The following is a 23,334-nucleotide window of genomic DNA, read 5'->3' on the forward strand; positions in this document are numbered from 1 at the left end:
AGGGATATGGCAGAAACAGATACGCGACGTACCTCCGTGCGGGTGGCAGCCGCGGTGCTTGCCAGCCTGTTGGTGGCGTTCGCCCTTGTCACTTACCTGTCCTACTCGGCGGCATTCGCCTCGATCGACACGGTAACGGTCTCGGCGCCCCGGGCCGGGCTGGTGATGGAGAAGGGCGCCAAGGTGAAGTACCGCGGCATCCAGATCGGCAAGGTCGAGGCAATCGACTACGCCGACGACCAGGCGCGGTTGACGCTCGGCATCAACAGCGACGACATGCATTTCATCCCCTCCAACGCGATGGTGCACATCGCGGGGAACACGATCTTCGGTGCCAAGGCGGTGGAATTCCTTCCGCCGCAGAATCCTTCGCCGACGTCGCTGCGCCCGAACGCGCATGTCGCGGCGTCGGCGGTGCAGCTGGAAGTCAACACCCTGTTCCAGTCGCTGATCGACCTGCTGCACAAGATCGACCCGGTCGAACTCAACGGGACGCTGAGCGCGCTGTCCGAAGGTCTGCGCGGTCACGGAGACGACTTCGGCGGCATCTTGTCGGGCCTCAATACGCTGACGCGCCAAGCCAACCCGAAGCTGCCGGCACTGCAGGAGGACTTCCGCAAGGCCGCTGTGGTGGTCAACACCTACGCCGACGCCGCCCCGGATCTCAACACCGTCTTCGACAACCTGCCGACGATCAACAAAACCGTCGTCGACCAGCAGAACAATCTCAACGACACGTTGTTGGCCACGATCGGTCTGGCCAACAACGCCTACGAGACGTTGGCGCCGGCCGAACAGAACTTCATCGACGCGATCAACCGGCTGCGGGCCCCGCTGAAGGTCGCCGCCGACTATTCACCGGAGTTTGGCTGCCTGTTCGCCGGCATCGAGCGCGGCATCAAGGAATTCGCCCCGCTGATCGGTGTCCGCAAGGCGGGCCTCTTCACATCGTCGAGCTTCGTGCTCGGCGCGCCGGCGTACACCTTCCCGGAGTCCCTGCCCATCGTCAATGCGTCCGGAGGCCCCAACTGCCGCGGGCTGCCGGACATCCCGACCAAGCAGACCGGCGGGTCGTTCTACCGCGCCCCGTTCCTCGTCACCGACAACGCCAACATCCCGTACGAGCCGTTCACGGAACTGCAGTTCGACGCGCCCTCAACGCTGCAGTTCCTGTTCCACGGCGCCTTCGCGGAACGGGACGACTTCTAATGCCGGCCGGGGCCATGCCGACGCACCGCTCGATGATGATCAAGGTCAGCATCTTCGCGGTGGCCATGCTGCTCGTGTCCGCGGGACTTGTGGTGGTCTTCGGAGACTTCCGGTTCGGCCCCGAAAGCACCTACCACGCAACGTTCACCGATGTGTCGCGCCTGAAGGCGGGCCAGAAGGTGCGCATCGCCGGTGTTCCGGTGGGTGCCGTGTCCGGCGTGAAGCTCAACCAAGACAACACCATCGACGTGGCGTTCGGAATCGACAAGCGCTATACGCTCTATTCCTCCACGCGCGCGGTGATCCGTTACGAGAACCTGGTCGGTGACCGGTATTTGGAGATCACCTCCGGTCCCGGGGAGCTGCGCAAGCTGCCGCCGGGCGGGACGATCAACACCCAGCACACCCAGCCCGCGCTGGATCTCGACGCGCTGCTGGGCGGGCTGCGGCCCGTGCTCAAGGGGCTGGACGCTGACAAGGTCAACACGATCAGCAGCGCCGTCATCGAGCTGCTGCAGGGGCAGGGCGGCGCGTTGTCCAACGTGCTGGCCGACACCAGCGCGTTCTCTTCGGCGCTGGGCCAGCGCGACCAACTCATCGGAGACGTCATCGAGAACCTCAACACGGTCCTCAAGACGGTCGATCAGCGCAGCGCCCAATTTTCGGCCAGTGTCGACCAGTTGCAGCAGCTGATCAGCGGGCTGGCCAAGAACAAGGACGACATCGCGGGCGCCATCCCGCCGCTGGCGTCGACGACGACGGATTTGACCGAGCTGCTGAAGAATTCACGCCGGCCGCTGCAGGGCATCCTGGAGAACACCCGGCCGCTGGCGACCGAACTGGACAACCGCAAGGCCGAGGTCGACAACGACGTCGAGCAGTTGGGCGAGGACTATCTGCGGCTGGCGGCCCTGGGTTCCTACGGGTCGTTCTTCAACATCTACTTCTGCTCCGTGACGATCAAGATCAACGGCCCGGCCGGCAGCGACATCCTGCTGCCGCTGGGCGGCCAGGTGGATCCCAGCAAGGGGAGGTGCTCTTTTGCCAAGTAACGAAAAGCATGAGCGCGACCCGCTTCGCACCGGCATCTTCGGGGTGGTCCTGGTCGTGTGCGTGGTGCTCATCGCCTTCGGTTACGCGGGATTGCCGTTCTGGCCCCAGGGCAAGATCTACGACGCCTATTTCTCCGACGCCGGTGGCATCAACCCCGGCAACTCCGTGTACGTTTCCGGCTTCAAGGTGGGCAAGGTGACCTCGGTCGGCCTCGCCGGAGACAGCGCGAAGATCAGTTTCAGCGTGGATCGCCATGTCGCCGTTGGTGATCAGTCGCTGGCCGCCATCCGCACCGACACCATCCTCGGTGAGCGTTCCATCGCGGTGACCCCGGCCGGCAGCGGCAAGGCGACCACGATCCCGCTCAGCCGCACGACCACGCCGTATACCCTGGCCGGCGCGCTGGAGGACCTGGGCCAGAACGCCGACAACCTGAACAAGCCCCAGTTCGAGCAGGCGCTGAACGTGTTGACCGACACGCTGCACGACGCCACCCCCCAGCTGCGCGGCGCACTCGACGGTGTGACGACGCTGTCGCGCACCCTGAACCGCCGCGACGAGGCGCTGCAAAGCCTTCTGGCGCACGCGAAGTCGGTGACCGGCGTGCTGTCCCAGCGGGCCGACCAGGTCAATAAGCTGGTCGACGACGGCAACGCGTTGTTCGCCGCGCTCGACGAGCGCCGGGCAGCCCTCGGACAGCTCATCTCGGGGATCCAGGGGTTGTCGGCGCAGATCTCGGGGTTCGTCGCCGACAACCGCAAGGAGTTCGGCCCGGCATTGAGCAAGCTCAACGACGTGCTGAGCAACCTCAACGAGCGCCGCGACTACATCACCGAGGCCCTCAAACGGCTACCCACCTACGCCACCGAGCTGGGCGAGGTCGTGGGGTCCGGGCCGGGATTCAACGTCAACGTTTTCGGTGTGATCCCCGCGCCCCTGGTCGCGACGATGTTCGACTTCTTCTACCAGCCGGGCAAGATGCCGGCCAGCCTCGCCGACTACCTGCGCGGCCTCATCCAAGAGCGCTGGATCATTAGGCCGAAGTCGCCATGATCAAGCGCCTCGCCGGCAGCCGGGGGCTGCGCTACACCACCGCCATCGCGCTCATCGCGGTGTTGGTGGGTGGCGTGTACGTGCTGTCGTCGACCGGCAATACGCGAAGCATCGTCGGCTATTTCACGTCCGCGGTCGGGCTCTACCCGGGGGACCAGGTCCGCGTTCTCGGTGTCCCGGTGGGGCAGGTCGACACGATCGAACCGCGGCCCTCCGACGTCAAGATCACCATGTCGGTGTCCAAGGGCGTCAAGATCCCGAAGGACGCGCAGGCCATCATCATGTCGCCGAACCTGGTGTCGGCCCGTTTCATTCAGCTGACGCCGGCCTACACCGGCGGGGCGGTGCTGCCCGACGGCGGGAGCATCGGCCTGGATCGCACCGGGGTGCCGGTGGAATGGGACGAGGTCAAAGAGTCGCTGACCAAACTGGCCGTGCAACTCGGGCCCACCACCGGATCGATGCAAGGTCCGTTGGGCCGGGCGATCAACCAGGCCGCGGACACGTTCAACGGCAACGGTGAGTCCTTCCACAACGCCCTGCGTGAACTCTCGCAAGCCGCCGGGCGCCTGGGGGATTCGCGCAGCGACATCTTCGGGACGGTCAAGAATCTCCAGATTCTGGTCAACGCGCTATCGGCCAGCAACGAACAGATCGTGCAGTTCGCCGGAAACGTCGCCTCGGTCTCTCAGGTGCTCGCCGACAGCTCGCGTCACCTCGACACCACCCTGGGCACGCTCAACAAGGCGCTGTCCGACATCCGGGGGTTCCTGCACGAGAACAACTCCACCATCATCGATACGGTCAACAACCTCAACGACTTTGCCAAGACGCTGAGCGACCAGAGCGACAACATCGAGCAGGTGCTGCACGTCGCCGGCCCGGGCATCGCGAACTTCTACAACATCTACGACCCGGCGCAGGGCACGCTCAACGGGCTGTTGTCGATCCCGGAATTCGCCAACCCGGTGCAGTTCATCTGCGGTGGGTCCTTCGAAACGGCGGCCGGCCCGCGCGCTCCCGACTACTTCCGGCGCGCCGAGCTCTGCCGTGAGCGGCTCGGCCCGGTGCTGCGCCGGCTCACCGTGAACTACCCGCCTCTGATGTTCCACCCGCTCAACACCATCACCGCCTACAAGGGCCAGATCATCTATGACACCCCGCAAACCCAGGCTAAGTCAGCCACTCCGGTGCCGGAACTGACCTGGATCCCGGCCAACGGTGTCAAGACCCCTCCCGCCGCCCAGAACCCGGCGGACCTACAGGCCTTGCTGGTTCCGACGGCACCACAGACGGCGCCGGCCCCGGCCCCCCGCCCGGCCTTGGGCAACGCCGGACCCGCGCCCGGCCCCACTCCCGGGAGCGCCTTCGGGCCCCTTCCCGGACCGCCACCGAACCAGGCGCCGCCGCAGGGCGGCCAGGGGGGCGGCTAGATGAATCGAATGTGGTTGCGCTGCAGCGCTTTCGCGGTGGGCGGCACGCTGCTGGCCGGTTGCCAGTTCAACGGGTTGAACTCGGTGTCGATGCCCGGCACCGCCGGGCATGGCAGCGGCGCGTACTCGATCACCGTCGATCTGCCCGACGTGGCGACGCTGCCGCAGAACTCGCCGGTCATGGTCGACGACGTCACCGTCGGTAGTGTCTCCGGGATCCAGGCCGTGCAGCGACCGGACGGTTCCTTTTATGCGGCAGTGAAATTGGCGTTGGACAAAAATGTCGTGCTGCCGGCCAACTCGACGGCGACAATCGCGCAGACGTCGCTGTTGGGTTCGATGCACGTCGACCTGGCGCGCCCGAAGGACAAGCCGGCGCTCGGCCGACTGAAGGACGGATCCAAGATTTTCGAGTCCAACACCGGCCGCTACCCGACCACCGAAGAGGTGCTGTCGGCCCTGGGTGTGGTGGTGAACAAGGGCAATGTCGGTGCCTTGGAAGAGATCACCGACGAGACATATCAGGCCGTCGCGGGCAGGCAAGACCAATTCGTCGACCTGGTGCCCCGGCTGGCGGAACTGACCGCCGGGCTCAACCGGCAGGTCAATGACATCATCGACGCGGTCGACGGCCTGAACCGATTCTCGGCGAGCCTGGCCCGTGACAAGGACAACCTGGGCCGCGCGCTGGACACGTTGCCCGACGCGATCCGGGTGCTCAACAAGAACCGCGACCACATCGTCGAGGCGTTCTCCGCGCTCCACAAGTTGGCGAACGTCACCTCGCAGATACTCGCCAAGACCAAGGTGGACTTCGCCGCGGACCTCAAGGACCTGTACGCGGCCGCCAAGGCGCTCAACGACAACCGGAAGAACTTCGTCACCTCGCTGCAGCTCCTGCTGACGTTCCCGTTCCCCAACTTCGGCATCAAGAACGCGGTGCGCGGCGACTACCTCAACGTGTTCACCACCTTCGACCTCACGCTGCGCCGGCTCGGTGAAACGTTCTTCACCACGGCGTATTTCGACCCGAACATGGCCCACATGAACGAGATCCTCAATCCGCCCGACTTTTTGGTCGGCGAGATGGCCAACCTGTCCGGACAGGCGGCCGACCCGTTTAAGATTCCGCCCGGCACGGCTTCAGGACAGTAGGGGGCCGGACGCGATGCACGACAAACTGACCAGGATCCAGCTGTGGATCTTCGCGGTGATCACGGCCATCACGCTGACCGTGATGGCGGTGTTCTACCTGCGACTGCCGTCGACGTTCGGGCTCGGAACGTATGCGGGAACGGCCGATTTCATCGCCGGCGGCGGCCTGTACAAGAACGCCAACGTGACGTATCGCGGAGTCGCCGTCGGCCGGGTGGAGTCGGTGGGCCTCAACCCCAACGGCGTCACCGCCGGAATGCGGCTGAACAGCGGCACGCCCATCCCGTCGAATGTCACCGCCACCGTCAAGAGCGTGTCGGCGGTCGGTGAGCAGTACATCGACCTGGTGCCACCGGGCACACCGGCAACGACCAAACTGCGCAACGGCTTCCGCATCGAGCGGCAGAACACCCGGATCGGCCAGGACGTCGCCGACCTGCTCAAGCGCGCGGAGGCGCTGACCAACAGCCTGGGCGACACCCGGCTGCGCGAGTTGCTGCACGAGACGTTCACCGCGACCAACGGGTCGGGACCGGAGCTGGCGCGGCTGTTCGAGTCCGCCCGGTTGTTGGTCGACGAGGCGAACGCCAATTACCCGCAAGCGTCGCAGTTGATCGATCAGGCCGGCCCGTTCCTGGAAGCGCAGATTCGTGCCGGGGCCGACATCAAGTCGCTGTCCGACGGGCTGGCGCGCTTCACCTCGGAGGTGCGGCAGGCCGACCCGGAGCTGCGTTCGACGCTGGCCACCGCGCCGGGGGCGACCGACGAGGCCAGCACGGCGTTCTCCGGTATCCGGCCGTCGTTCCCGGCGTTGGCGGCCAGTCTGGCCAATCTGGGCCGGGTGGGCGTCATCTACCACAAGTCGATCGAGCAACTGCTGGTCGTGCTGCCGGCGTTGTTCGCCGCGATCACCACGGCCGCCGGCGGTGCGCCCCAGGACGAGGGCGCCAAGCTCGACTTCAAGCTCGACTTGAACGACCCGCCGCCGTGCGCCGTCGGCTTCCTCCCGCCCCCGCTGATGCGCACGCCGGCCGACGAAACGGTGCGCGAGCTGCCCAGGGACATGTACTGCAAGGTCGCCCAGAACGACCCGAGCACGGTGCGTGGCGCGCGCAACTACCCGTGCCAGGAGTTCCCGGGCAAGCGCGCGCCGACCGTGCAGCTCTGCCGCGACCCCAACGGCTATGTGCCCATCGGCCGCAACCCCTGGCGCGGTCCGCCGGTGCCGTACGACACCCCGGTGACCAACGGGCTGAACGTCTTGCCCCCCAACAAGTTCCCCTACATCCCGCCCGGCGCCGAGCCGGACCCCGGGACGCCCATCGTCGGGCCGCCCCCACCGGGTGTGGTGCCCGGGCCGGGGCCGTTGCCCAACAAACAACCGGCCTTCGATCCCCCACCGCCCAACGACAACGGGCCGCCCCCGCCCTTCACGTCGTGGCAGCCGCCCGGGGTGCCGCCCGTGCCGCCGCAGCTGCCGTATCCCAAGTGGCTGCCGCCGCCGGCCCCGCCGGAAGGGATCAACCCGCCGCCGGCGGGCCCGGGACCGGAGAAGCCGTGGGGGCCGCCGCCCGGCGGTCAACCGCAGGCCAGCGGGCCGGCGTATGCCACCTACGACGAAAAGACCGGCGCATTCAAGGACCCCGCCGGCGGCACTGGTATTTTCGCGGCCGGTGCTAGCGGCGCGTCCAGCGCCGAGAATTGGGTGGACTTGATGCTTGATCCGAGGCCGATGTAGTGGCAGACGAGCCAACGGCCACCGCGCGTGCGCGTCGTCGGGCGTCGCGCCCGGCAGGCCCCGCGAAAGCCGAGTCGACCGAGGCGGCGACGGTGCAGGTCGATGCGCCGCCGGCGCCGCCGGCCAAGCCGGTCAAGGTCCTCAAGTCCCTCAAGCCGCCACCGCGGCGGCAGTCGCACCGGTCGCTGGTGGCATGGATCTCGCTGGCGGCCGCGCTGTTGGCCATCGGCGCGCTGGCCGGTTGCCTGGCCGTGCTCGTCGTCCAGCAACGCCACGCCAACGCACAGCAGGCGCGCGATCAACGGTTCGTCGACACCGCGACGCAGACGGTGGTCAACATGTTCAGCTACAAGCAGGACAACATCGACGAGAGCGTGAACCGCTTCTACAACGGCACCAGTGGACCGCTGCGCGGGATGCTCGGCGCCAACAACAACATCGAGAATCTCAAGGGCATATTCCGCTCCACGAACGCGACGTCGGAGGCCGTCATCAACGGCGCGGCACTCGAGGGTATCGACAATGTCACCGACAACGCGTCGGTGCTGGTGTCGGTTCGGGTCACCGTGGCCGACATCGACGGCGTGAACAAGCCGTCCATGCCTTATCGACTGCGAGTCATCGTGCACGAGGACGAGCAGGGGCGGATGACGGGTTATGACCTGAAGTATCCCAACGGGGGCAATTGATGCGGTGGCGGCGCTGGCTGCTCGTCGTCGCGGGCTACCTCATGATCGTGGTGTTCGTCGGGTTGGCCGCGGCGGCCGGCTGGTTCTACTGGGGGCGGGTGCAGTCGCGCGGCGAGGAGGCGGCGCGGGCCGTGCTGCCCGGCTTGGCCACCAAGGAGATTCCGGAGGTCTTCGCCTACGACTATCAGACGGTGGAACGCAGTCTCAGCGACGCGTATCCGTTGCTTACCCCGGACTATCGCCAGGAATTCCGGAAAAGCGCCAACGCGCAGATCATTCCGGAGGCCAAGAAGCGTGAGGTGGTCGTCCAGGCCAACGTCGTGGGCGTGGGCGTCATGTCCGCCAAACGCGAATCGGCATCGCTGATGGTCTACATGAACCGCACGGTGACCGACAAAACACGGCAGCCGCTCTACGACGGCAGCCGGTTGCGAGTGGACTTCAAGAAGATCGGCAAGCAATGGCTGATCGCCTACATCACGCCGATCTAGTAGCACATCGCAATACCGTTGCAGTACAACGGATAACGTTCGATCGGGCTGGGCGGCGGACCGGCCAGGGCCAGTGAGAACGGCGTCTTCGTCATTCCCGGCTGCAGCCCACAGACGGCGCCATGCATGCTGGTGTGGGTGCCGCTCAGGTTCTCGTCGCTGAACGCATAGGTATCGGTGGACGGCGCGCTGCCGCCGCCCGGACACGAAACACCATCTGACTTCTCGACTTTGAATGTCCACAACATGCTGGCCATCCGGGCCCTGCCGCTGAAGTTCTGCAACTTGTCCGCGGCGCTGATCTGTTCGGCCGTCGAGCTGACGATGTTCAGCGCGCAGTTCATCGCAAACACGATGGGGTCTGAGTAGTCGTTCATGTTTCGGGTTCCGGACGGCTGATCGCACAACGCCGTGATCGTCCAGGTCACCCCGGACACCCCCGCCTCGTTGTAGTGGTAGCTACCATCCGGCGGCGGCCCCACCGCGTGGGCCGGGTCACCAGATTCCAGCGCGATGCCGACGGCGACTGCCGAGATGATGCCTGCACCGGCGGCCAGTCCCCGACGAAGCTTCACGATGCCCTCCCTTCCCGACCGTCCCTGCACCGATCCAACGAGTATCACAGCGTTTGCGCGGCGACACCATGTGTTCGCGCCGCTCACTCGGCGTCGCGCGGATCCGCCAACGCGTCGAGGAACGACCGCGCCCAGCGGTCCACGTCGTGGGCCAGCACCTGGCGCCGCATCGACCGCATGCGGCGCCTGCCCTCCTCGGCGTTCTGGTTGAGCGCCGCTTCGATCGCGTCCTTGACACCGTCGAGGTCGTGCGGGTTGACCAGATAGGCCTGGCGGAGCTCGGCCGCCGCGCCGGTGAACTCGGACAGCACCAGCGCACCGCCGAGGTCGCTGCGGCAGGCGACGTACTCCTTGGCCACCAGGTTCATGCCATCGCGCAAAGGCGTGACCAGCATGACGTCGGCGGCCACGAAGAAGGCGATCAACTCGCTCCGGGGGACCGGGCGGTGCAAGTAGTGCACCACCGGGTGGCCGACCTCCGCGTATTCGCCGTTGATGTGGCCCACCTGGCGTTCGATGTCGTTGCGCAGGATCTGGTAGCTCTCCACGCGTTCGCGGCTCGGCGTCGCAAGCTGGATCAGCACGGTGTCGTCGCGCTTCGCGCGGCCCTCCGCGAGCAGCTCGGAAAAGGCCTTGAGCCGCACATCGATGCCCTTGGTGTAGTCGAGCCGGTCGACCCCGAGCAGCACCTTGCGGGGGTTGCCCAGTTCGGCGCGGATCTCGCGGGCGCGGCGCCTGACGTCGCGGTCGCGGGCGGCCTGGTCGAGCGAGCCGGAATCGATCGAGATGGGGAAGGCGCCGACCCGGACGACGCGCGAACCGAGTTCGACCTCACCGAACCGCGATCGCACGCCGACCGAGCCGCGGGAGGTGTTGACCCCGATCAACCGCCGGGACAGAAACAGGAAGTTCTGGGCGCCGCCGGCCAGGTGGAAGCCCACCAGGTCGGCGCCGAGCAAGCCCTCGATGATCTCGGTGCGCCACGGCAACTGCATGAACAGCTCCACCGGCGGAAAGGGGATGTGCAGGAAGAAGCCGATGGTCAGGTCCGGCCGCAGCTGCCGCAGCATCTTGGGGACCAGTTGCAGCTGGTAGTCCTGCACCCAGACGGTCGCGCCCCGCGCGGCGGCGCGGGAGGTGGCTTCGGCGAAGCGCCGGTTGACCTCGACGTACCGTTCCCACCATTCCCGGTGGTAGATCGGCTTGACGATGACGTCGTGGTACAGCGGCCACAGCGTGGCGTTCGAGAACCCCTCGTAGTACTGCGCGATGTCGTCGGCGCTCAGCCGCACCGGGCGCAGCTCCAGATCCTCCTGGACGATGGGCTCGTCGTTGAAGTCGGTCTCTTCCTCGGCGACGCCCGCCCAGCCGACCCACGCGCCCCGCCTGCGGCGCAGGAGCGGCTCCAGCGCGGTCACCAGGCCGCCGGGGCTGCGCTTCCACGCCCGGGTGCCGTCGGGAAGCCGCTCCTGGTCTACCGGCAGCCGGTTGGCGACCACCACGAAGTCGGAATCCCCGAAGGTTGAGTCGTGCCCGTCCCCGGGAGCCATCTACGCGTCGAGTTTTGCGGGCCCAATGCCAAGCATGGACAGGAAGACGCGGCACTCGTCGGCGTCGTTCGCGTACGCCGCGACGACTCGCCTGGCCTGGCTGGCGGTGCTGTCGGCAACCGGTTCGACGTCGCCGATCTCGCCAGGGTCGGATTTCGTAGCCATGACTTAACTGTAGGTGATGGGAGGATGAGCAGGTGGGCGAGGACTTGATGTTCGGAGTGCCCAGCGCCCACCCAACCTGGGCGCACTTACACACTGGCCGTAATGTGTAACGACGTCGAACCTGACAACGAGTGAGGTGGGCCGAATGACACTCTCAGAGCAAGCCGGTTCCCAGACGGGCAACTCCGAAGCTGACGAGTTGGTGAGCTATGAAACCCTCGACGAGGGCCGCATCGCGCGGATCTGGCTCAACCGGCCCGAGGCGCACAACGCGCAAAGCCGCGGCCTGCTGATCCAACTCGACGAGGCGTTTCTGCGCGCCGAGGCCGACGACACCGTGCGCGTGGTGATCCTGGCGGCGCGCGGTCGCAACTTCTCCGCGGGCCACGACCTGGGCTCCGAGCTGGCGATCGCCGAGCGCGGCCAGCTGCCGAGCTTCCGCATCAACGGCGGGACGCGGGACCCGATCGTGGAGAAGATCTACCTGCAGGAGTGGCACTACTTCTTCCAGAACACCTGCCGCTGGCGCGACTTGCGCAAGATCACCATCGCCCAGGTGCAGGGCAATGCGATCTCCGCGGGCCTGATGCTGATCTGGGCGTGCGACCTGATCGTGGCCGCCGACAACGCCAAGTTCAGCGACGTCGTCGCGGTCCGGTTGGGGATGCCGGGCGTCGAATATTACGCCCACCCTTGGGAATTCGGGCCACGCAAGGCCAAAGAGCTGCTGTTGACCGGTGACTCGCTGGACGCCGACGAGGCCTACCGGCTCGGCATGGTCTCCAAGGTGTTCCCCGTCGACGAGTTGGCCGACAAGACACTGGAATTCGCCCGGCGCATCGCCGATCGGCCCACCATGGCGGCGCTGCTCGTCAAGGACTCGGTCAACGCGGCCTCCGACGCCATGGGATTCACCGAGGCGCTGCGGCACGCGTTCCACATCCACGAGCTAGGGCATGCGCACTGGGCGGCCCACAACGAGAACAGGTACGCGGTCGGCCTGCCGCCCGACGTCGAGGACTGGCGCAACGCCAAGCCGACGCAGGTCGCGCGCCGCGACACGCCGTAGCTTTCGTCGATCCGCCAAAGCACCCGGATGTCGCCCGAAGGCGGGCGCACCCGTCGCCGCGGCGAGTTTTCGGCGTGGTTCGATATCTAGAACCTGTTCCAGTTCGAGAGGGCGTCGCGTGCAGCTTTCATTCGAAAACCGGACGTATCTGGTCACCGGCGGTGGCAGTGGGATCGGCAAGGGCGTGGCCGCCGGACTGGTCGCGGCGGGCGCCTCGGTCATGATCGTCGGCCGCAACCCCGACCGGCTGGCGGGGGCCGTCAGCGAGATCGAGGCCCTTGAAGGCAGCGGTTCGATCCGCTACGAGCCGACCGACGTCACCAACGAGGAGGAGGCGGCCCGTGCGGTGGATGCCGCGACGGCCTGGCACGGTCAGCTACACGGTGCGGTGCATTGCGCGGGCGGCTCGGAGACGATCGGGCCGATCACCCAGATCGACTCGGAAGCCTGGCGGCGCACCGTCGACCTCAACGTCAACGGCACCATGTACGTGCTCAAGCACGTCGCGCGCGAGCTGGTTCGCGGTGGCGGCGGTTCGTTCGTCGGCATCTCGTCGATCGCGGCCAGCAACACGCACCGCTGGTTCGGCGCTTACGGGGTCAGCAAGTCGGCGGTGGACCACATGATGCAGTTGGCCGCCGACGAGCTCGGCCCGTCCTGGGTGCGGGTCAACAGCATCCGGCCGGGCCTGATCCGCACGGATCTGGTGGCGCCGGTGTTCGCCCTGCCGGAGGTGAGCGAGGACTACCGCGCGTGCACGCCGCTGCCCCGCCCCGGCGAGGTCGAGGACGTCGCCAACCTGGCGATGTTCCTGCTCAGCGATGCCGCCTGTTACATCACCGGGCAGGTCATCAACGTGGACGGGGGGCTGATGCTGCGCCGCGGCCCGGACTATTCCGCGATGCTCAAACCCGCGTTCGGGGCCGACGGGCTACGTGGGGTCGTCTGACACCAGCCCGGCGTCCCGTTCGGCGAGCGTGGCGAGCGCAGACCAGTCCAGGTGCCCGATGCCCGTCGCCACCAGCGTGAGGAAGCGGTCGCGCAGCAAGCTGGCCACCGGCAGGGGCACTTCCAGCTGCTCGGCGGCGGCCAGGGCCAGGCGAACGTCCTTGAGGCCCAGCTGGGCGGCGAAGCCGGCGGGTTCGAACTGCCGCCGCGCGATCAACCCGCCGTAGGTCTGGTAGGCGGGCGCGGAGAACAACGTCGACGTGAGGATGTCCACGTATTGCTGCCTGTCCACCCCGGCCTTGGCGACCAGCGCGACGGCTTCGCTGAGGCTCTCGATCACCGAAGCGATCAGGAAGTTGCCGCTCAGCTTCACCAAGTTGGCGGTGTGCGGCTGCTCGGACACCACGAAGGTGCGCTGCCCGATCGCGTCGAACAACGGGGCCAACGGCTGCAGGACCCGCGGCTCGCCCGCCGCGACCACGAAAAGCTTTGCGGCCGCGGCCGCCTCGGGCCGGCCGAACACCGGCGCCGCGGCATACCGCTGGCCGGCGTCGGCGTGCGCGGCGGCCAGGCGCTCCGAAAGGGCGACGCTGATGGTGCTCGACGAGACGTGCGTGGCGTCCGGTGCCAGCGACGCGATGATGCCGCCGTCGCCGAAGGCCACGTCCTCGACGGCGGAGTCGTCGGCCAGCATCGTGAAGACGACCTCGCCGTGGCATGCGTCGGCGACGGTGTGCGCCGCGGACGCGCCGGCCTGGACCAGCGCTTCGGCCTTTTCGGGGGAGCGGTTGTAGACCGTGACGCGGTGGCCGGCCTGCAAGAGGTTCGTGGCCATGCCTTGGCCCATCTTCCCCAGGCCGATGAATCCGGTGTCCATGCCTCCACTGTGCCCTTTCCGGGGAGCGGCGTGGCCCTCTCCCTACGATGATGGGCACGCCTAGTGACGGGAGCGGCAGATGAAGCGACTCGAGGGCAAGCGGGTCCTGGTGACCGGCGCCGCGTCGGGCATCGGGCAGGCGACCGTGTTGCGGCTGCTCGAGGAGGGGGCCACCGTGGCGGCCTCCGACGTCGCGGAGGCCGGACTGGAGGCCACCCGGTCCCGGGCGGACGAGGCCGCCACCGCCGGCCGCCTCACCACCCTGCCGATGGACGTGGGCAACGAGGACTCGGTGATCGACGGGGTGTGCCTGGCCGTAGAGACGCTCGGCGGCCTGGATTCGTTGGTCAACGCCGCCGGCATCCTGCGCGCGGCGCATACCCATGAGACCAGCCTGGATCTTTGGAACCAGATCATCGGTGTCAACCTGACCGGCACGTTTCTCGTTGTCCGCGAAGCGCTTCCGACGCTGCTGGCGAACCCGCGCAGCGCGATCGTCAACTTCAGTTCAACCTCGGCCTCGTTCGCTCACCCGTACATGGCGGCATACGCCGCGAGCAAGGGCGGAATCCAGGCCTTCACCCATTCACTGGCGCTCGAATACGCGCGCGACGGCCTGCGTGCGGTGTGCGTGGCACCGGGCAGCATCAAGTCGGGGATCACCGACGCGACCGGCGGGTACATCCCGAAAGACGCTGACTGGGCGCTCTTTTCGAGGCTGATGCCGATCCTGCCGACCACGGTCGAGTCCAGCGGCACCGGGATGGCCGATCCCGGCGTGGTCGCCGGGGTGATCGCCATGCTGGTGTCCGAGGACGGCGCGTTCATCACCGGAACCGAAATCCGCATCGACGGTGGGACCCACGCGTGAGCGACCGCGGCGCCCGGCTTCGCCGCGCTTGCGATCGCTGCTAGTTAACGCACGGCACGCCGCCGCCACCGATCGGCTTCCCCTGATCCGGCGTCGGGTAGGTCGTGGTGGTGCCGTTGTAGTAATACGGCTTGGCCTTGCTGGACGTCGTGGTGCTGGACGTTTCATCCGTCGTGCCGTCGTCCACCGTCGACACCGAAAAGTTGGTGTCGACCGTCACCCGGATGTGCCCGGGCGCAACATTGGGATCGGGCTGACTGGGCGCGTCGAGGCCCAACAGCTTGGCCACGTTGCGCGCGTCGGTCTCGGCGCCCGCGCCGTAGGCAACCGTGCTCGCGGTGGGTTCGCCCGAATTGCGGTCGCGGGTTTGACCGGTGGTGTAGCCGTGGTTCTGCAGCGCGTGGGACACCTCGGTCGCGAGGCCGCTCATGCTCCCGGCATTGATCACGTCGACGACGGTCGACGGGCTCGGCTTGGCGGCCGTGGTGGCGGGCGTCGTGGTGGGGGGCGAGGCGCCGATGGCCGTCGCCACCTCGGCCTTGATCGCGGCCGGGTCGATGATGTTGACGTCCTGGCCGTCGATGTTGTCGTAGCGCACCACCGGCAGCGTCCGAAACTCGACGTTGCCGCTGGAGGCAAGCGAGCCCAGCCGCTGGATCATGTCCTCGTCCCACCCGGCTGACAGCACCACATCCTTACGCGCCACCGCCATCAGGCTCTTGAGCTTGTCCAGGTTGGTGAAGGTGCCCGCGGCCTGCAGCTCCTGCATCACCGAGGAGATGAACGCCTGCTGGCGATGGGTGCGGTCCAGGTCCCCGTTCTCCAGGCCGTGGCGTTGCCGGACGAAGGACAGGGCCTGGGAGGCGTCCAACGTTTGCCGCCCCGCCGGGAAGTCGGCGCCGGAGTAGGAGTCGTAGACGGGATGGTTGAGGCAGACCTCCACCCCGCCGAGCGTCTGGGCCAGGTCGTAGAACCCGGCCAAGTTGACCTCGGCGAAGTAGTCGATCGGAACACCGGTCAGGCTGCGCACCGCGCGCAACGTCGCCGCCCGGCCGGCTTCGCGGCCCTTGGTCTCGAGTTCCTTTTGGCTACTGGTGCCCTGATTGGCGAGCTTGTTCGCGACGTACTGCTTGGTGAGGCCGTACGCCTCCTTGATCTTGATGTGGTTGTATCCGGGGACCCCGTTGAACGGCACCCAGTCGTCGCGGGGGATGGAGAAGGCGACGACTTTGTTGTCGGCGCTGACGTGCACCAGGATCAGCGTGTTGGTGTTGTAGCCGCCGTCGTCGGAATCGCCGGCGTGCAGGTGCTTCAAGATCGACCAGGGCAGGTCGTTGCCGTCCTGATCCTTGCGGGAGTCCAGCCCGATCAACAGGATGTTCATGTCGTCGCCGCTGGACCGCGGGTCGTCGGGCTGCAGGGCATTCGAAACGGTGATGCCGCCCAGGGCGCCGTGGGCGACGTAGTATCCCGCGCCGGTCAGCCCGACCGCCGCCACCGAGATCAGCGCGCCCAGGGTACGCGTCAGCCCTTTGCGGAAACGGGAGGGCTGACGGACGGCTCGGTGGCGGCGATGGGCGCCGCCCGAGCGAGCCATCACAAACCTCTGCCCACACCCAGCGCGTCGCCAGGGACCGCACCGGCGGTTTGCGGCGACGTCGTTTCAGGCATGGTGTCAAGTATGCGTTAGCTTGCTGTGAAGCCCCCAATCGAGAATGCCCCCGCGCCCGCCCGCCCCGGGCCGCCCGGACGTCGATTTCGGGCGCCGATCCGCGACTGAGCAGCACTTTCAGTTCCGAGCGTCGCGCGGTGGTCTCGACTAGGTCACACCCCCGCCCGAACCGACTCGAAGTCGTTACCGAGCCGGTAGGAGGGGGCTAGCCGGCTTTGACGAGGTCGTCGCCGGAGTCGTAGAAGATGGTGATGTTCCTGCCGGTCATGACCTCGGCGAGGTACACGCCCAGCGGCTCCACCTCGTAGTAGTAGTGGATGTTGCCTTGGGGGTCCACCGCCGTCGCGCACGAGAGGCCCGGCGCCCCGCATCGTTGTTTGACGGGTGCGGCCAGAACGGTGAGGACCACCAGCACGGCTAGCCCGAGCCTCACCGCGGCTTTGTTCAAACCTTGCTTCGCCGTGGGTGCCGGATGCATCACCGTTGGAGTCTAAGCGGCAGGCCCGCCCGGTTCGGCCACGCGCAGTAGGGTTTCTCAGCTATGGCCACCGCAAACCCCGATGGCGCGCCGTCGCCGCAGACCCGGGTCGAAGTACTGGGCAACATCGGGCCAAACTGGTTCGCCTCGGTGATGGGCACCGGCATCGTGGCCATCGCCGGCGCCACCCTGCCAGTCCACGTGGTCGCGTTGCGCGCATTCGCCCAAGTGGTCTGGGTGATCGCGGCCGTCCTGCTCGTGGGGTTGATCGTCCTGGTGGGCGGTCACTGGCTGCGGCACCCCACCGTCGCGCGCACCCACGCGCGCAACCCACAGATGGCGCACTTCTATGGCGCGGCGCCCATGGCGCTGATGACGGTCGGCGGGGGAGCGGTGCTGGTCGGAAGGGACCTGATTGGTGAGCGCGTAGCGGTCGACCTGGATTGGGTGCTCTGGACCGGGGGCACGCTGGGTGGGCTCTTCACCGCGGTGAGCATTCCCCCACACCCACCTGCCCGCGTTCCAGGTGGCCGCGGCCATTGCGTCCGCCGGGCTCCTGTTCACGTGGCTGCTGGTGGCAGTGCGCACCGCGCGAGGAAGTCTGCGTGGCAACCTGCTCAAACTGCCGCCCAGCACCATGCCGGTCAAAGCCAGGAAGGAACCGGTGTCCTGAACGACGGGTCGCACGCGTTTTGACTCCCCCAGTCGGCGGGTAGGCCTCCATGATTCGAACGGAGGGCTCGATGTTGGACACCAGCGAGCCGCCGGAGCGTGGGACACCCAGTGAGACGCCCGAGCGGTTCACGCCGACCGAAACACCTGAACGGCTCAAACCGGCCGAGCCGCCGGAACGTTTGACGCCGTCGGAACCGCCCGAGCGTCAGGGGCGGAAGACACAAAGCTTAGGACTGGAGGTTGAAGATGCGCGCTGAGGAAGGCGACGAAACCGTCAACGACTACGCCGCGGAAGGCAAACAGGCTCTCGGCAGGATCAAGGCTTCCCAACGGTCGGGCAACCGGCTTGGCGACGTGGCCAAGCGGTTCGCCAGGCTGTGGCGGGGCGATCGTGCGCCGGGAGACGGACCCGACACGTCGGGCTAGTCAGGCCGGCGCCGGATACCGGTGAGCCCACGGGCTCGCTTCTTCGAGTTGGGCTGCCAACCGCAGCAGTTCACCGTCCGCGCCGAGCCGTCCGACCAACTGCACACCGAGCGGGAGCCCGGCGTCCGTCCAATGCAGCGGAACGCTGATCGCGGGGCGCCCGGTGATGTTCGCGAGCTGCGTGTAGGGCACCCAGCCGAGGCTTTCCTGGATCAATTGATCGAGGATTCCGCTGTGCGCCATGACTTTTCCCGCGCGCAGCTTGCTCGCCGCCCGGGCCACCCGTTGCAGAAGGGGCGGCGTCGTCGTGGCCCCGACGCTCAGCGGCGGCGTGGCCAAGGTCGGGGTTAACAAGCAGTCGAAGCTCTCATGGAACGTGGCCAGGGAGCGGATGTGGTCGTTCCGATTTTCCAGCGCGAAGATCGGCGCCAAAACCCCGGTGGCCCTGGCGAGTTCGCTCACGGCCAAGGTGTCGGCCTCGAAATCGCGGTCACGTGCGCTGGTGCGTTTCCTGGCGTCCGCGACGTGGTGATAGAGCTGCGCGAACCAGATGGTGAGGAAGTCGCGGGCCAGGGCGGCGTCGTCGTACGGGGGTGCCACCTCCTCGACCGAATGCCCTAGATCGCTCATAAGGCTCGCCGCCCGTTCCACCGCCGCAACGGATTCCCGGTCGGGCTGCGGGTTGATCGCCGAGGACCAGCAGTACCCGATCCGCAGCGTGTCCGGGCGACGCTTGATGTGATCGGCGAAAGGGCCTTGCGGAAGGGCGACTTCGTATGCTGCGTGCGGATCACGGCCGACGATCGCGTCGCACAGCGCGGCGCTGTCACGTACGGTGCGCGAAACGACGCCCTGGGTCACCATCCCGAACATCGGCTCGCCCGTTTGTGGCCCGTAGGGCGACAGCCCCCGGCTGAGCTTGATGCCGACGAGCCCGTTGCAGGCGGCGGGGATGCGAATCGATCCGCCTCCGTCGTTGGCCCCCGCGGCCGGAACGATCCCGGCCGCGACCGCCGCCCCGGACCCACCCGAAGAGCCACCGGGGGTGTGCGCGGTGTTCCACGGGTTGCGCGCCGGGCCCCAATATTCGGATTCCGTCACGCCCTTGGCGCCGAACTCGGGGGTGTTGGTCATCGCGAAAATCACCAGTCCGGCGTCCAGGAACCGCTGGGTGACCAACGCGTGCCGGTCGGAAACGTCGTTGGCCAGCGACCGGGAACCGCTCGAGGTCGGAAAACCGCGGTACTCCTGCGCGAGGTCCTTGATCACGAAGGGCACCCCGGCGAACGGCCCGCTCAGGTCTGGATCGGCGGCTCGCCTGTCCGCGACATCGTCCAGCCGGCGGACGATCGCATTCAACCGCGGATTGACCGCGTCCGCTCGCTGCCGAGCCAACGCCAGAAGTTCGGGCGCGGTGACCTGCTTGGCCGCTACCAGTTCGGCCAGCGCGGTGGCGTCGAGGGACATGTACTCGTCAAGCTTCATCGGTTTCTCCTCTGGACGCCCCGCTGATCGTATGGGGGCGGCTTAGTATCACCTGATGCCGATGGCAGTCGAACCGTTTTCGATCCAGGGGCCCGGCGGCGTCCGCATCGTCGCGGACCGACTGGGTGATCCTGACGCGCGGGCCGTGGTGTTCCTGCACGGCGGCGGACAGACCCGCCGCTCGTGGGGCAAGGCCGCTGCCGCCGTCGCCCAGCGTGGCTGGCAAGCCGTCACCGTCGACCTGCGCGGCCACGGCGAATCCGATTGGTCCGACGAGGGCGACTACCGCGTCGTCAGCTTCGCCGGTGACGTCCAGGAGGTCCTGAGCACGCTGCCGCCGCAGCCGGTATTGGTCGGCGCCTCTTTGGGCGGGTTCACCTCGATGCTGCTGGCGGGCGAGATCGCGCCGGGAATCGCCAGCGCGGTCGTTCTGGTCGACATCGTCCCGAACATGGACGAGTCCGGCGCCAATCGGATCCACGCCTTCATGTCCGAGCGGGTGGAATCGGGCTTCGCCTCCCTCGACGAGGTCGCCGACGCGATCGCCGAGTACAACCCGCACCGGCCGAGGCCGACCGACCTGGACGGGCTGACCACGAACCTGCGCCGTCGCGGCGATCGCTGGTATTGGCATTGGGATCCCCAGTTCATCAGCGGGACCGCCGCCTTCCCGCCGTTCGAGGTCACCGACCCCGATCGGATGCACGCGGCGGTCGACGCGATCCTGCGCGGCGGCGTGCCGATGCTGTTGATCCGCGGCCAGATGAGTGACCTCGTCAGCCAGGAACGGGCCGACGAATTTTTGCAGCGCTTCCCGCAGGTCGAGTTCACCGACGTCCGCGGTGCCGGGCACATGGTCGCCGGCGATCGCAACGACATCTTCGCCGACGCCGTGCTGGGCTTCCTCGCCCGGCATGTCGGCGCCTGACCGTCGGCTGCCAAACGAAACGTGTTGCCGCACAAGGCTTCAATGGCTGTTGTCGTCCACACCAATACGGTGCGGCGTCGCCACCGGTCTCCGCGGAGTGGCCAGGGGGCCGAAACCCGCTGGCGCTGTTAACATGCTGCCCGACACTTCAAGAGAGGCGGCGGCCATGCGGTGGTTGCGAGGGTTGGGCTTGGTCGGTGCTGTGATCGTCGCCGCGACGGCGCTGGCGAACCCGGCGCGTGCGGACGCCCGCGTGACGCCGGGCAGCAAGGTCGAAGATGAAAATAGCTCGTGCACAGCCGGTTTCGCGGCTCAGGGCAATGACGGCAGTTACTACCTGATGACCAGCGGCCATTGCGACGCCCACGATGGTTCGTTGTGGACATACGGGAGCGACGTTCCGCTGGGGAGGATTACCGCCAGCGAGAAGGAGGGCGAAACGCGGGACGCCGCGATCATCCTCCTCGACCCGGGCGTGGGTGCACCGTCGGGCGACGTCGGCGGCAGGTACGTGGTTCGGGATGTGTTGAACCAGAACCAGATTCGTGAAGGTATGCCGTTTTGCAAACTTGGCTCGGTTACCGGTGAAACCTGTGGTTTCGTCAAACACGTAGAGGATGGCGTGGTGACGGCCAGCGTGTTCAGCCTCAACGGTGACAGCGGCAGCCCGGGTTTCGTCAAGAACCCCGACGGCACCGTAAGCGCGGTAGGCCTGCTGATGTCTTCACCCGATGGTGACGACTACACGACCGACTTCACACTCGTCGATCCACTGCTGGGCAGGTGGGGATTGCACGTCCTCCCTTGAGGGATGACCCAGGGCATTTAACACCGCGTTTACGGCTGCGGGGTACCGGGTACCCCGCAGCCCGCGACGTCGGTGAGGCCTCGCTACGTTGACGAAGCCAATGAGTTGTGCAGTGCGACACCAGCGACACGAAGGAGAGCAGTAGTGAAGCGTGGGATTGTCGTCGGCGTGGCGGGCGTGGCCGTGGTGGCCGCGGCATGCGCCGGCTGTTCGAGCAACAAGTCAAGCACCGGATCCTCGGGCTCGTCGACGCCCGCAGCGTCCGGCCCACAGGTGATCGTCGACGGTCAGGCGCAAAACGTGAGCGGCCAGGTCACCTGCACCCCGGCGGGGGACAACACCAACATCGGCATCGGCGACCCGACGGCCGGCGTCGGCGCGGTTGTCAGCAACGCCAACCCGCCCATCGTGCACTCGGTCGGGCTCGGCAGCGTCAACGGCATCACGCTCGGCTTCTCCGACGCGGCTCCCAACCAGGGTGGCAACGCCGGGGCCGCGGTGAACGGGAAGACCTACGCAATCAAGGGCACCGCGACCGGGCTCGACATGAGCAACCCGCAGCAACCGCAGCAGGTGACCAAGTCTTTCGAGTTGGACGTGACATGCCCGTAGTGCAGGCGATCGACACCCAAGAGGGGACGCAGCTATGTCTATGAAACGTGTCGTCAGTGCGGCGGCGTTCGCGGCGGGTTTGAGCTTCTCCGCGGTGACTATGAACGCGGGCCCGGCCTTCGCGGCCCCGCTCGACCCCCCGCCGCCGTGCCCTGGTTGCCACGGCGGCGGTGGCGGGGGCAATCCCGGCGGCGGCGGTGGCGGGGGAAACCCCGGCGGCCCCGGCGGGCAGCATGGTGGTGGTCCCGGCGGCCCGCAGAGCGGACCCGGTGGAGCGCCGGGCGGGCAGAACAACCCGCCCCCGGGCGGGCATGGACAGAATCCCCCGCAGGGTGGGCCGAACAACCCGCCCCAAGGCGGGCCAAACAACCCGCCCCAAGGCGGGCCGGGCAACCCGCCCCAGGGCGGGCAGAACGGGCCGGAGCCCAACGATCACGGGCCGAACCCGCAGCAGGGCGGCCCGAACAACCCGCCCCAGGGCGGGCAGAATGGGCCGGGGCCCAACGATCACGGGCCGAACCCGCAGCAGGGCGGTCCGGCCAACCAGCCGGGCGACCAAGGCCAGAACGGCCCGGGCGGACAGCCCAACGCGCCGGCGAACGGTCACAATCCGCCGCCGCCGCAGGGCAGGCAGGCGCTCAACCCGCCGAGCACGCAGCCTCCGCACCAGCCCTACGTTCCGCGCGGGACGTACGTCAGCGGCAACGCCCAAGTCGGCGGACCCGGCGACGCGCGGGCGGGCTTCAGCATCGTGGACCACGGGGCGCCGCCCCCGCCGCCCCCGCGCGGTCACGGTTGGAACGACGGTCCGGCGCCCGGCCACCCACCGCCACACTGGGTGGGCGCGCCCCCGCCCGGGGGCTGGGACGGTCCGCCGCCTCCGGGTGGCTGGAACCGCCCGTGGTCCGGGCCGCCGCGTGACGTCGCCGTCGCGCAGGTCGATTTCGGGCCATTCCAGTACGACAGCTACACCGCCATCCCCGTCTTCAACTGGCAGTTCGGTGGCTGGGGCTTCTGGTACATGGGAGTTTGGGTTCCGCTCTACTGACCGGTCTGACGGGCGCACTCGGCTCAGTGAGTGCGCCCGTCGGCGGGCGGCGATCCGGGGGCCATGGCAGGCTCCGGGAATGGATGTGCGAGAGAACGTCCGCCGCGCCATCGACGTGATGACGGCGTGGACATCGGACAGCGGCAACGAATTCGCCTGGAACCGCCTCGTCGAGAACGTCATCGACGAGCCCGACGGCGAAATCATGCTGCTGATGGGCTTCGTCAACCTCGCGGGCGAGCTCGGGATCAGGTTGGAGAAGGCCACGGGTCAAGACGTGCGGTCGCACCTGCAGGACATCGCCCTGAAGTACCTGTAGGCCGATG

Annotated in this window: 25 protein-coding genes; 18 read left to right on the top strand and 7 right to left on the bottom strand. The window is 67.5% G+C overall.

Annotated elements, in window-relative coordinates; all coding sequences use genetic code 11:
• Positions 1 to 6: 6 nt before the first annotated feature.
• The 8 genes from ACEL92_RS03385 to ACEL92_RS03420 are packed head-to-tail and all read left to right on the top strand — an operon-like array spanning position 7 to position 8,821.
• Positions 7 to 1,209, top strand: coding sequence for a virulence factor Mce family protein (locus tag ACEL92_RS03385; protein ID WP_374024237.1), 1,203 nt, complete (start codon positions 7 to 9; stop codon positions 1,207 to 1,209).
• Positions 1,209 to 2,261, top strand: a complete 1,053-nt coding sequence (locus tag ACEL92_RS03390) for a virulence factor Mce family protein (RefSeq protein WP_374024238.1) — start codon at positions 1,209 to 1,211, stop codon at positions 2,259 to 2,261. Before ACEL92_RS03385 ends, ACEL92_RS03390 begins: the two co-directional genes overlap by 1 nt.
• On the top strand, positions 2,251 to 3,315 hold the full coding sequence (locus ACEL92_RS03395; protein ID WP_374024239.1) for a virulence factor Mce family protein: 1,065 nt from the start codon (positions 2,251 to 2,253) through the stop codon (positions 3,313 to 3,315). The genes ACEL92_RS03390 and ACEL92_RS03395 overlap by 11 nt, the downstream gene beginning before the upstream one ends.
• Positions 3,312 to 4,748, top strand: coding sequence for a virulence factor Mce family protein (locus ACEL92_RS03400; RefSeq protein ID WP_374024240.1), 1,437 nt, complete (start codon positions 3,312 to 3,314; stop codon positions 4,746 to 4,748). The genes ACEL92_RS03395 and ACEL92_RS03400 overlap by 4 nt, the downstream gene beginning before the upstream one ends.
• The gene (locus ACEL92_RS03405; RefSeq protein ID WP_374024241.1) at positions 4,749 to 5,903 is read left to right on the top strand and encodes a virulence factor Mce family protein; all 1,155 of its coding nucleotides are present in this window, start codon (positions 4,749 to 4,751) and stop codon (positions 5,901 to 5,903) included.
• Positions 5,904 to 5,916: 13 nt separating this feature from the next.
• Positions 5,917 to 7,641, top strand: a complete 1,725-nt coding sequence (locus ACEL92_RS03410; protein ID WP_374024242.1) for a virulence factor Mce family protein — start codon at positions 5,917 to 5,919, stop codon at positions 7,639 to 7,641.
• Complete coding sequence (locus ACEL92_RS03415) at positions 7,641 to 8,330, top strand: mammalian cell entry protein (RefSeq protein WP_374024243.1); 690 nt, start codon at positions 7,641 to 7,643, stop codon at positions 8,328 to 8,330. Before ACEL92_RS03410 ends, ACEL92_RS03415 begins: the two co-directional genes overlap by 1 nt.
• Entirely contained in the window at positions 8,330 to 8,821 is a 492-nt protein-coding gene (locus tag ACEL92_RS03420) for a mammalian cell entry protein (protein ID WP_374024244.1), read from the top strand. The genes ACEL92_RS03415 and ACEL92_RS03420 overlap by 1 nt, the downstream gene beginning before the upstream one ends.
• Here the strand turns inward: ACEL92_RS03420 and ACEL92_RS03425 are convergent.
• The 3 genes from ACEL92_RS03425 to ACEL92_RS03435 form a co-directional block, all read right to left on the bottom strand.
• Entirely contained in the window at positions 8,818 to 9,396 is a 579-nt protein-coding gene (locus ACEL92_RS03425; protein WP_374024245.1) for a hypothetical protein, read from the bottom strand. The two genes, ACEL92_RS03420 and ACEL92_RS03425, sit on opposite strands and share 4 nt — an antisense overlap.
• A gap of 83 nt (positions 9,397 to 9,479) precedes the next feature.
• Entirely contained in the window at positions 9,480 to 10,946 is a 1,467-nt protein-coding gene (locus tag ACEL92_RS03430) for a trehalose-6-phosphate synthase (protein ID WP_374024246.1), read from the bottom strand.
• Complete coding sequence (locus ACEL92_RS03435; protein WP_102419489.1) at positions 10,947 to 11,111, bottom strand: hypothetical protein; 165 nt, start codon at positions 11,109 to 11,111, stop codon at positions 10,947 to 10,949.
• 145 nt (positions 11,112 to 11,256) lie between these two features.
• On the opposite strand from ACEL92_RS03435, the gene ACEL92_RS03440 reads away from it, so the two are divergent.
• Positions 11,257 to 12,180 carry an enoyl-CoA hydratase gene (locus ACEL92_RS03440; RefSeq protein ID WP_374024247.1) on the top strand — a complete coding sequence of 308 codons (924 nt, stop codon included), beginning with the start codon at positions 11,257 to 11,259 and terminating at the stop codon, positions 12,178 to 12,180.
• Positions 12,181 to 12,298: 118 nt separating this feature from the next.
• Complete coding sequence (locus tag ACEL92_RS03445) at positions 12,299 to 13,129, top strand: SDR family oxidoreductase (RefSeq protein WP_374024248.1); 831 nt, start codon at positions 12,299 to 12,301, stop codon at positions 13,127 to 13,129.
• Here ACEL92_RS03445 and ACEL92_RS03450 read toward each other — a convergent pair.
• On the bottom strand, positions 13,112 to 14,005 hold the full coding sequence (locus ACEL92_RS03450) for an NAD(P)-dependent oxidoreductase (RefSeq protein ID WP_374024249.1): 894 nt from the start codon (positions 14,003 to 14,005) through the stop codon (positions 13,112 to 13,114). The two genes, ACEL92_RS03445 and ACEL92_RS03450, sit on opposite strands and share 18 nt — an antisense overlap.
• A 79-nt stretch (positions 14,006 to 14,084) precedes the next feature.
• On the opposite strand from ACEL92_RS03450, the gene ACEL92_RS03455 reads away from it, so the two are divergent.
• Positions 14,085 to 14,876, top strand: coding sequence for an SDR family NAD(P)-dependent oxidoreductase (locus ACEL92_RS03455; RefSeq protein WP_374024250.1), 792 nt, complete (start codon positions 14,085 to 14,087; stop codon positions 14,874 to 14,876).
• A 40-nt stretch (positions 14,877 to 14,916) separates the two neighbouring features.
• Here the strand turns inward: ACEL92_RS03455 and ACEL92_RS03460 are convergent, their stop codons facing one another.
• A complete protein-coding gene (locus tag ACEL92_RS03460) occupies positions 14,917 to 16,473 on the bottom strand; it encodes an LCP family protein (protein ID WP_374024251.1) in 1,557 nt (518 codons plus the stop codon).
• A 280-nt stretch (positions 16,474 to 16,753) separates the two neighbouring features.
• On the bottom strand, positions 16,754 to 17,026 hold the full coding sequence (locus tag ACEL92_RS03465; RefSeq protein ID WP_374026063.1) for a hypothetical protein: 273 nt from the start codon (positions 17,024 to 17,026) through the stop codon (positions 16,754 to 16,756).
• A gap of 63 nt (positions 17,027 to 17,089) precedes the next feature.
• On the opposite strand from ACEL92_RS03465, the gene ACEL92_RS03470 reads away from it, so the two are divergent.
• Together ACEL92_RS03470 and ACEL92_RS03475 are read left to right on the top strand one after the other, a co-directional pair.
• Positions 17,090 to 17,722 (top strand): hypothetical protein, encoded by a 633-nt coding sequence (locus ACEL92_RS03470; protein ID WP_374024252.1) that lies wholly within the window; start codon positions 17,090 to 17,092, stop codon positions 17,720 to 17,722.
• 225 nt (positions 17,723 to 17,947) lie between these two features.
• Positions 17,948 to 18,127: a hypothetical protein gene (locus tag ACEL92_RS03475; protein ID WP_374024253.1), complete on the top strand. Its 180-nt coding sequence runs from the start codon at positions 17,948 to 17,950 to the stop codon at positions 18,125 to 18,127.
• On the opposite strand, the gene ACEL92_RS03480 is transcribed toward ACEL92_RS03475, so the two are convergent.
• Positions 18,128 to 19,612 (bottom strand): amidase, encoded by a 1,485-nt coding sequence (locus tag ACEL92_RS03480; RefSeq protein ID WP_374024254.1) that lies wholly within the window; start codon positions 19,610 to 19,612, stop codon positions 18,128 to 18,130. It abuts the gene before it with no gap.
• A 61-nt stretch (positions 19,613 to 19,673) separates the two neighbouring features.
• Here ACEL92_RS03480 and ACEL92_RS03485 point away from each other — a divergent pair, with 61 nt between their 5' ends.
• The 5 genes from ACEL92_RS03485 to ACEL92_RS03505 all read left to right on the top strand — a co-directional run bounded on the left by ACEL92_RS03485 (position 19,674) and on the right by ACEL92_RS03505 (position 23,327).
• Positions 19,674 to 20,540: an alpha/beta fold hydrolase gene (locus tag ACEL92_RS03485; RefSeq protein ID WP_374026064.1), complete on the top strand. Its 867-nt coding sequence runs from the start codon at positions 19,674 to 19,676 to the stop codon at positions 20,538 to 20,540.
• Positions 20,541 to 20,673: 133 nt separating this feature from the next.
• Positions 20,674 to 21,348 (top strand): trypsin, encoded by a 675-nt coding sequence (locus tag ACEL92_RS03490; protein WP_374024255.1) that lies wholly within the window; start codon positions 20,674 to 20,676, stop codon positions 21,346 to 21,348.
• Positions 21,349 to 21,492: 144 nt separating this feature from the next.
• Entirely contained in the window at positions 21,493 to 21,960 is a 468-nt protein-coding gene (locus ACEL92_RS03495; protein WP_374024256.1) for a lipoprotein LpqH, read from the top strand.
• A 40-nt stretch (positions 21,961 to 22,000) separates the two neighbouring features.
• Positions 22,001 to 23,008, top strand: coding sequence for an MAP_0585 family protein (locus ACEL92_RS03500; protein WP_374026065.1), 1,008 nt, complete (start codon positions 22,001 to 22,003; stop codon positions 23,006 to 23,008).
• A gap of 79 nt (positions 23,009 to 23,087) precedes the next feature.
• Positions 23,088 to 23,327, top strand: coding sequence for a hypothetical protein (locus ACEL92_RS03505; RefSeq protein WP_374024257.1), 240 nt, complete (start codon positions 23,088 to 23,090; stop codon positions 23,325 to 23,327).
• Positions 23,328 to 23,334: the final 7 nt, after the last annotated feature.

The sequence above is a fragment of the Mycobacterium hainanense genome (assembly GCF_041890355.1).
Lineage (GTDB): Bacteria > Actinomycetota > Actinomycetes > Mycobacteriales > Mycobacteriaceae > Mycobacterium > Mycobacterium hainanense.

What these genes read in the sequence shown, in the direction of transcription:
- ACEL92_RS03385 (WP_374024237.1), top strand. Translation starts at nt 7, where the DNA reads ATGGCAGAAACAGATACGCGACGTACCTCCGTGCGGGTGGCAGCCGCG.
- ACEL92_RS03390 (WP_374024238.1), top strand. Translation starts at nt 1,209, where the DNA reads ATGCCGGCCGGGGCCATGCCGACGCACCGCTCGATGATGATCAAGGTC.
- ACEL92_RS03400 (WP_374024240.1), top strand. Translation starts at nt 3,312, where the DNA reads ATGATCAAGCGCCTCGCCGGCAGCCGGGGGCTGCGCTACACCACCGCC.
- ACEL92_RS03405 (WP_374024241.1), top strand. Translation starts at nt 4,749, where the DNA reads ATGAATCGAATGTGGTTGCGCTGCAGCGCTTTCGCGGTGGGCGGCACG.
- ACEL92_RS03410 (WP_374024242.1), top strand. Translation starts at nt 5,917, where the DNA reads ATGCACGACAAACTGACCAGGATCCAGCTGTGGATCTTCGCGGTGATC.
- ACEL92_RS03420 (WP_374024244.1), top strand. Translation starts at nt 8,330, where the DNA reads ATGCGGTGGCGGCGCTGGCTGCTCGTCGTCGCGGGCTACCTCATGATC.
- ACEL92_RS03430 (WP_374024246.1), bottom strand. Translation starts at nt 10,946, where the DNA reads ATGGCTCCCGGGGACGGGCACGACTCAACCTTCGGGGATTCCGACTTC.
- ACEL92_RS03435 (WP_102419489.1), bottom strand. Translation starts at nt 11,111, where the DNA reads ATGGCTACGAAATCCGACCCTGGCGAGATCGGCGACGTCGAACCGGTT.
- ACEL92_RS03440 (WP_374024247.1), top strand. Translation starts at nt 11,257, where the DNA reads ATGACACTCTCAGAGCAAGCCGGTTCCCAGACGGGCAACTCCGAAGCT.
- ACEL92_RS03450 (WP_374024249.1), bottom strand. Translation starts at nt 14,005, where the DNA reads ATGGACACCGGATTCATCGGCCTGGGGAAGATGGGCCAAGGCATGGCC.
- ACEL92_RS03455 (WP_374024250.1), top strand. Translation starts at nt 14,085, where the DNA reads ATGAAGCGACTCGAGGGCAAGCGGGTCCTGGTGACCGGCGCCGCGTCG.
- ACEL92_RS03460 (WP_374024251.1), bottom strand. Translation starts at nt 16,473, where the DNA reads ATGGCTCGCTCGGGCGGCGCCCATCGCCGCCACCGAGCCGTCCGTCAG.
- ACEL92_RS03465 (WP_374026063.1), bottom strand. Translation starts at nt 17,026, where the DNA reads ATGCATCCGGCACCCACGGCGAAGCAAGGTTTGAACAAAGCCGCGGTG.
- ACEL92_RS03470 (WP_374024252.1), top strand. Translation starts at nt 17,090, where the DNA reads ATGGCCACCGCAAACCCCGATGGCGCGCCGTCGCCGCAGACCCGGGTC.
- ACEL92_RS03475 (WP_374024253.1), top strand. Translation starts at nt 17,948, where the DNA reads ATGCGCGCTGAGGAAGGCGACGAAACCGTCAACGACTACGCCGCGGAA.
- ACEL92_RS03480 (WP_374024254.1), bottom strand. Translation starts at nt 19,612, where the DNA reads ATGAAGCTTGACGAGTACATGTCCCTCGACGCCACCGCGCTGGCCGAA.
- ACEL92_RS03485 (WP_374026064.1), top strand. Translation starts at nt 19,674, where the DNA reads ATGGCAGTCGAACCGTTTTCGATCCAGGGGCCCGGCGGCGTCCGCATC.
- ACEL92_RS03490 (WP_374024255.1), top strand. Translation starts at nt 20,674, where the DNA reads ATGCTGCCCGACACTTCAAGAGAGGCGGCGGCCATGCGGTGGTTGCGA.
- ACEL92_RS03500 (WP_374026065.1), top strand. Translation starts at nt 22,001, where the DNA reads ATGAAACGTGTCGTCAGTGCGGCGGCGTTCGCGGCGGGTTTGAGCTTC.
- ACEL92_RS03505 (WP_374024257.1), top strand. Translation starts at nt 23,088, where the DNA reads ATGGATGTGCGAGAGAACGTCCGCCGCGCCATCGACGTGATGACGGCG.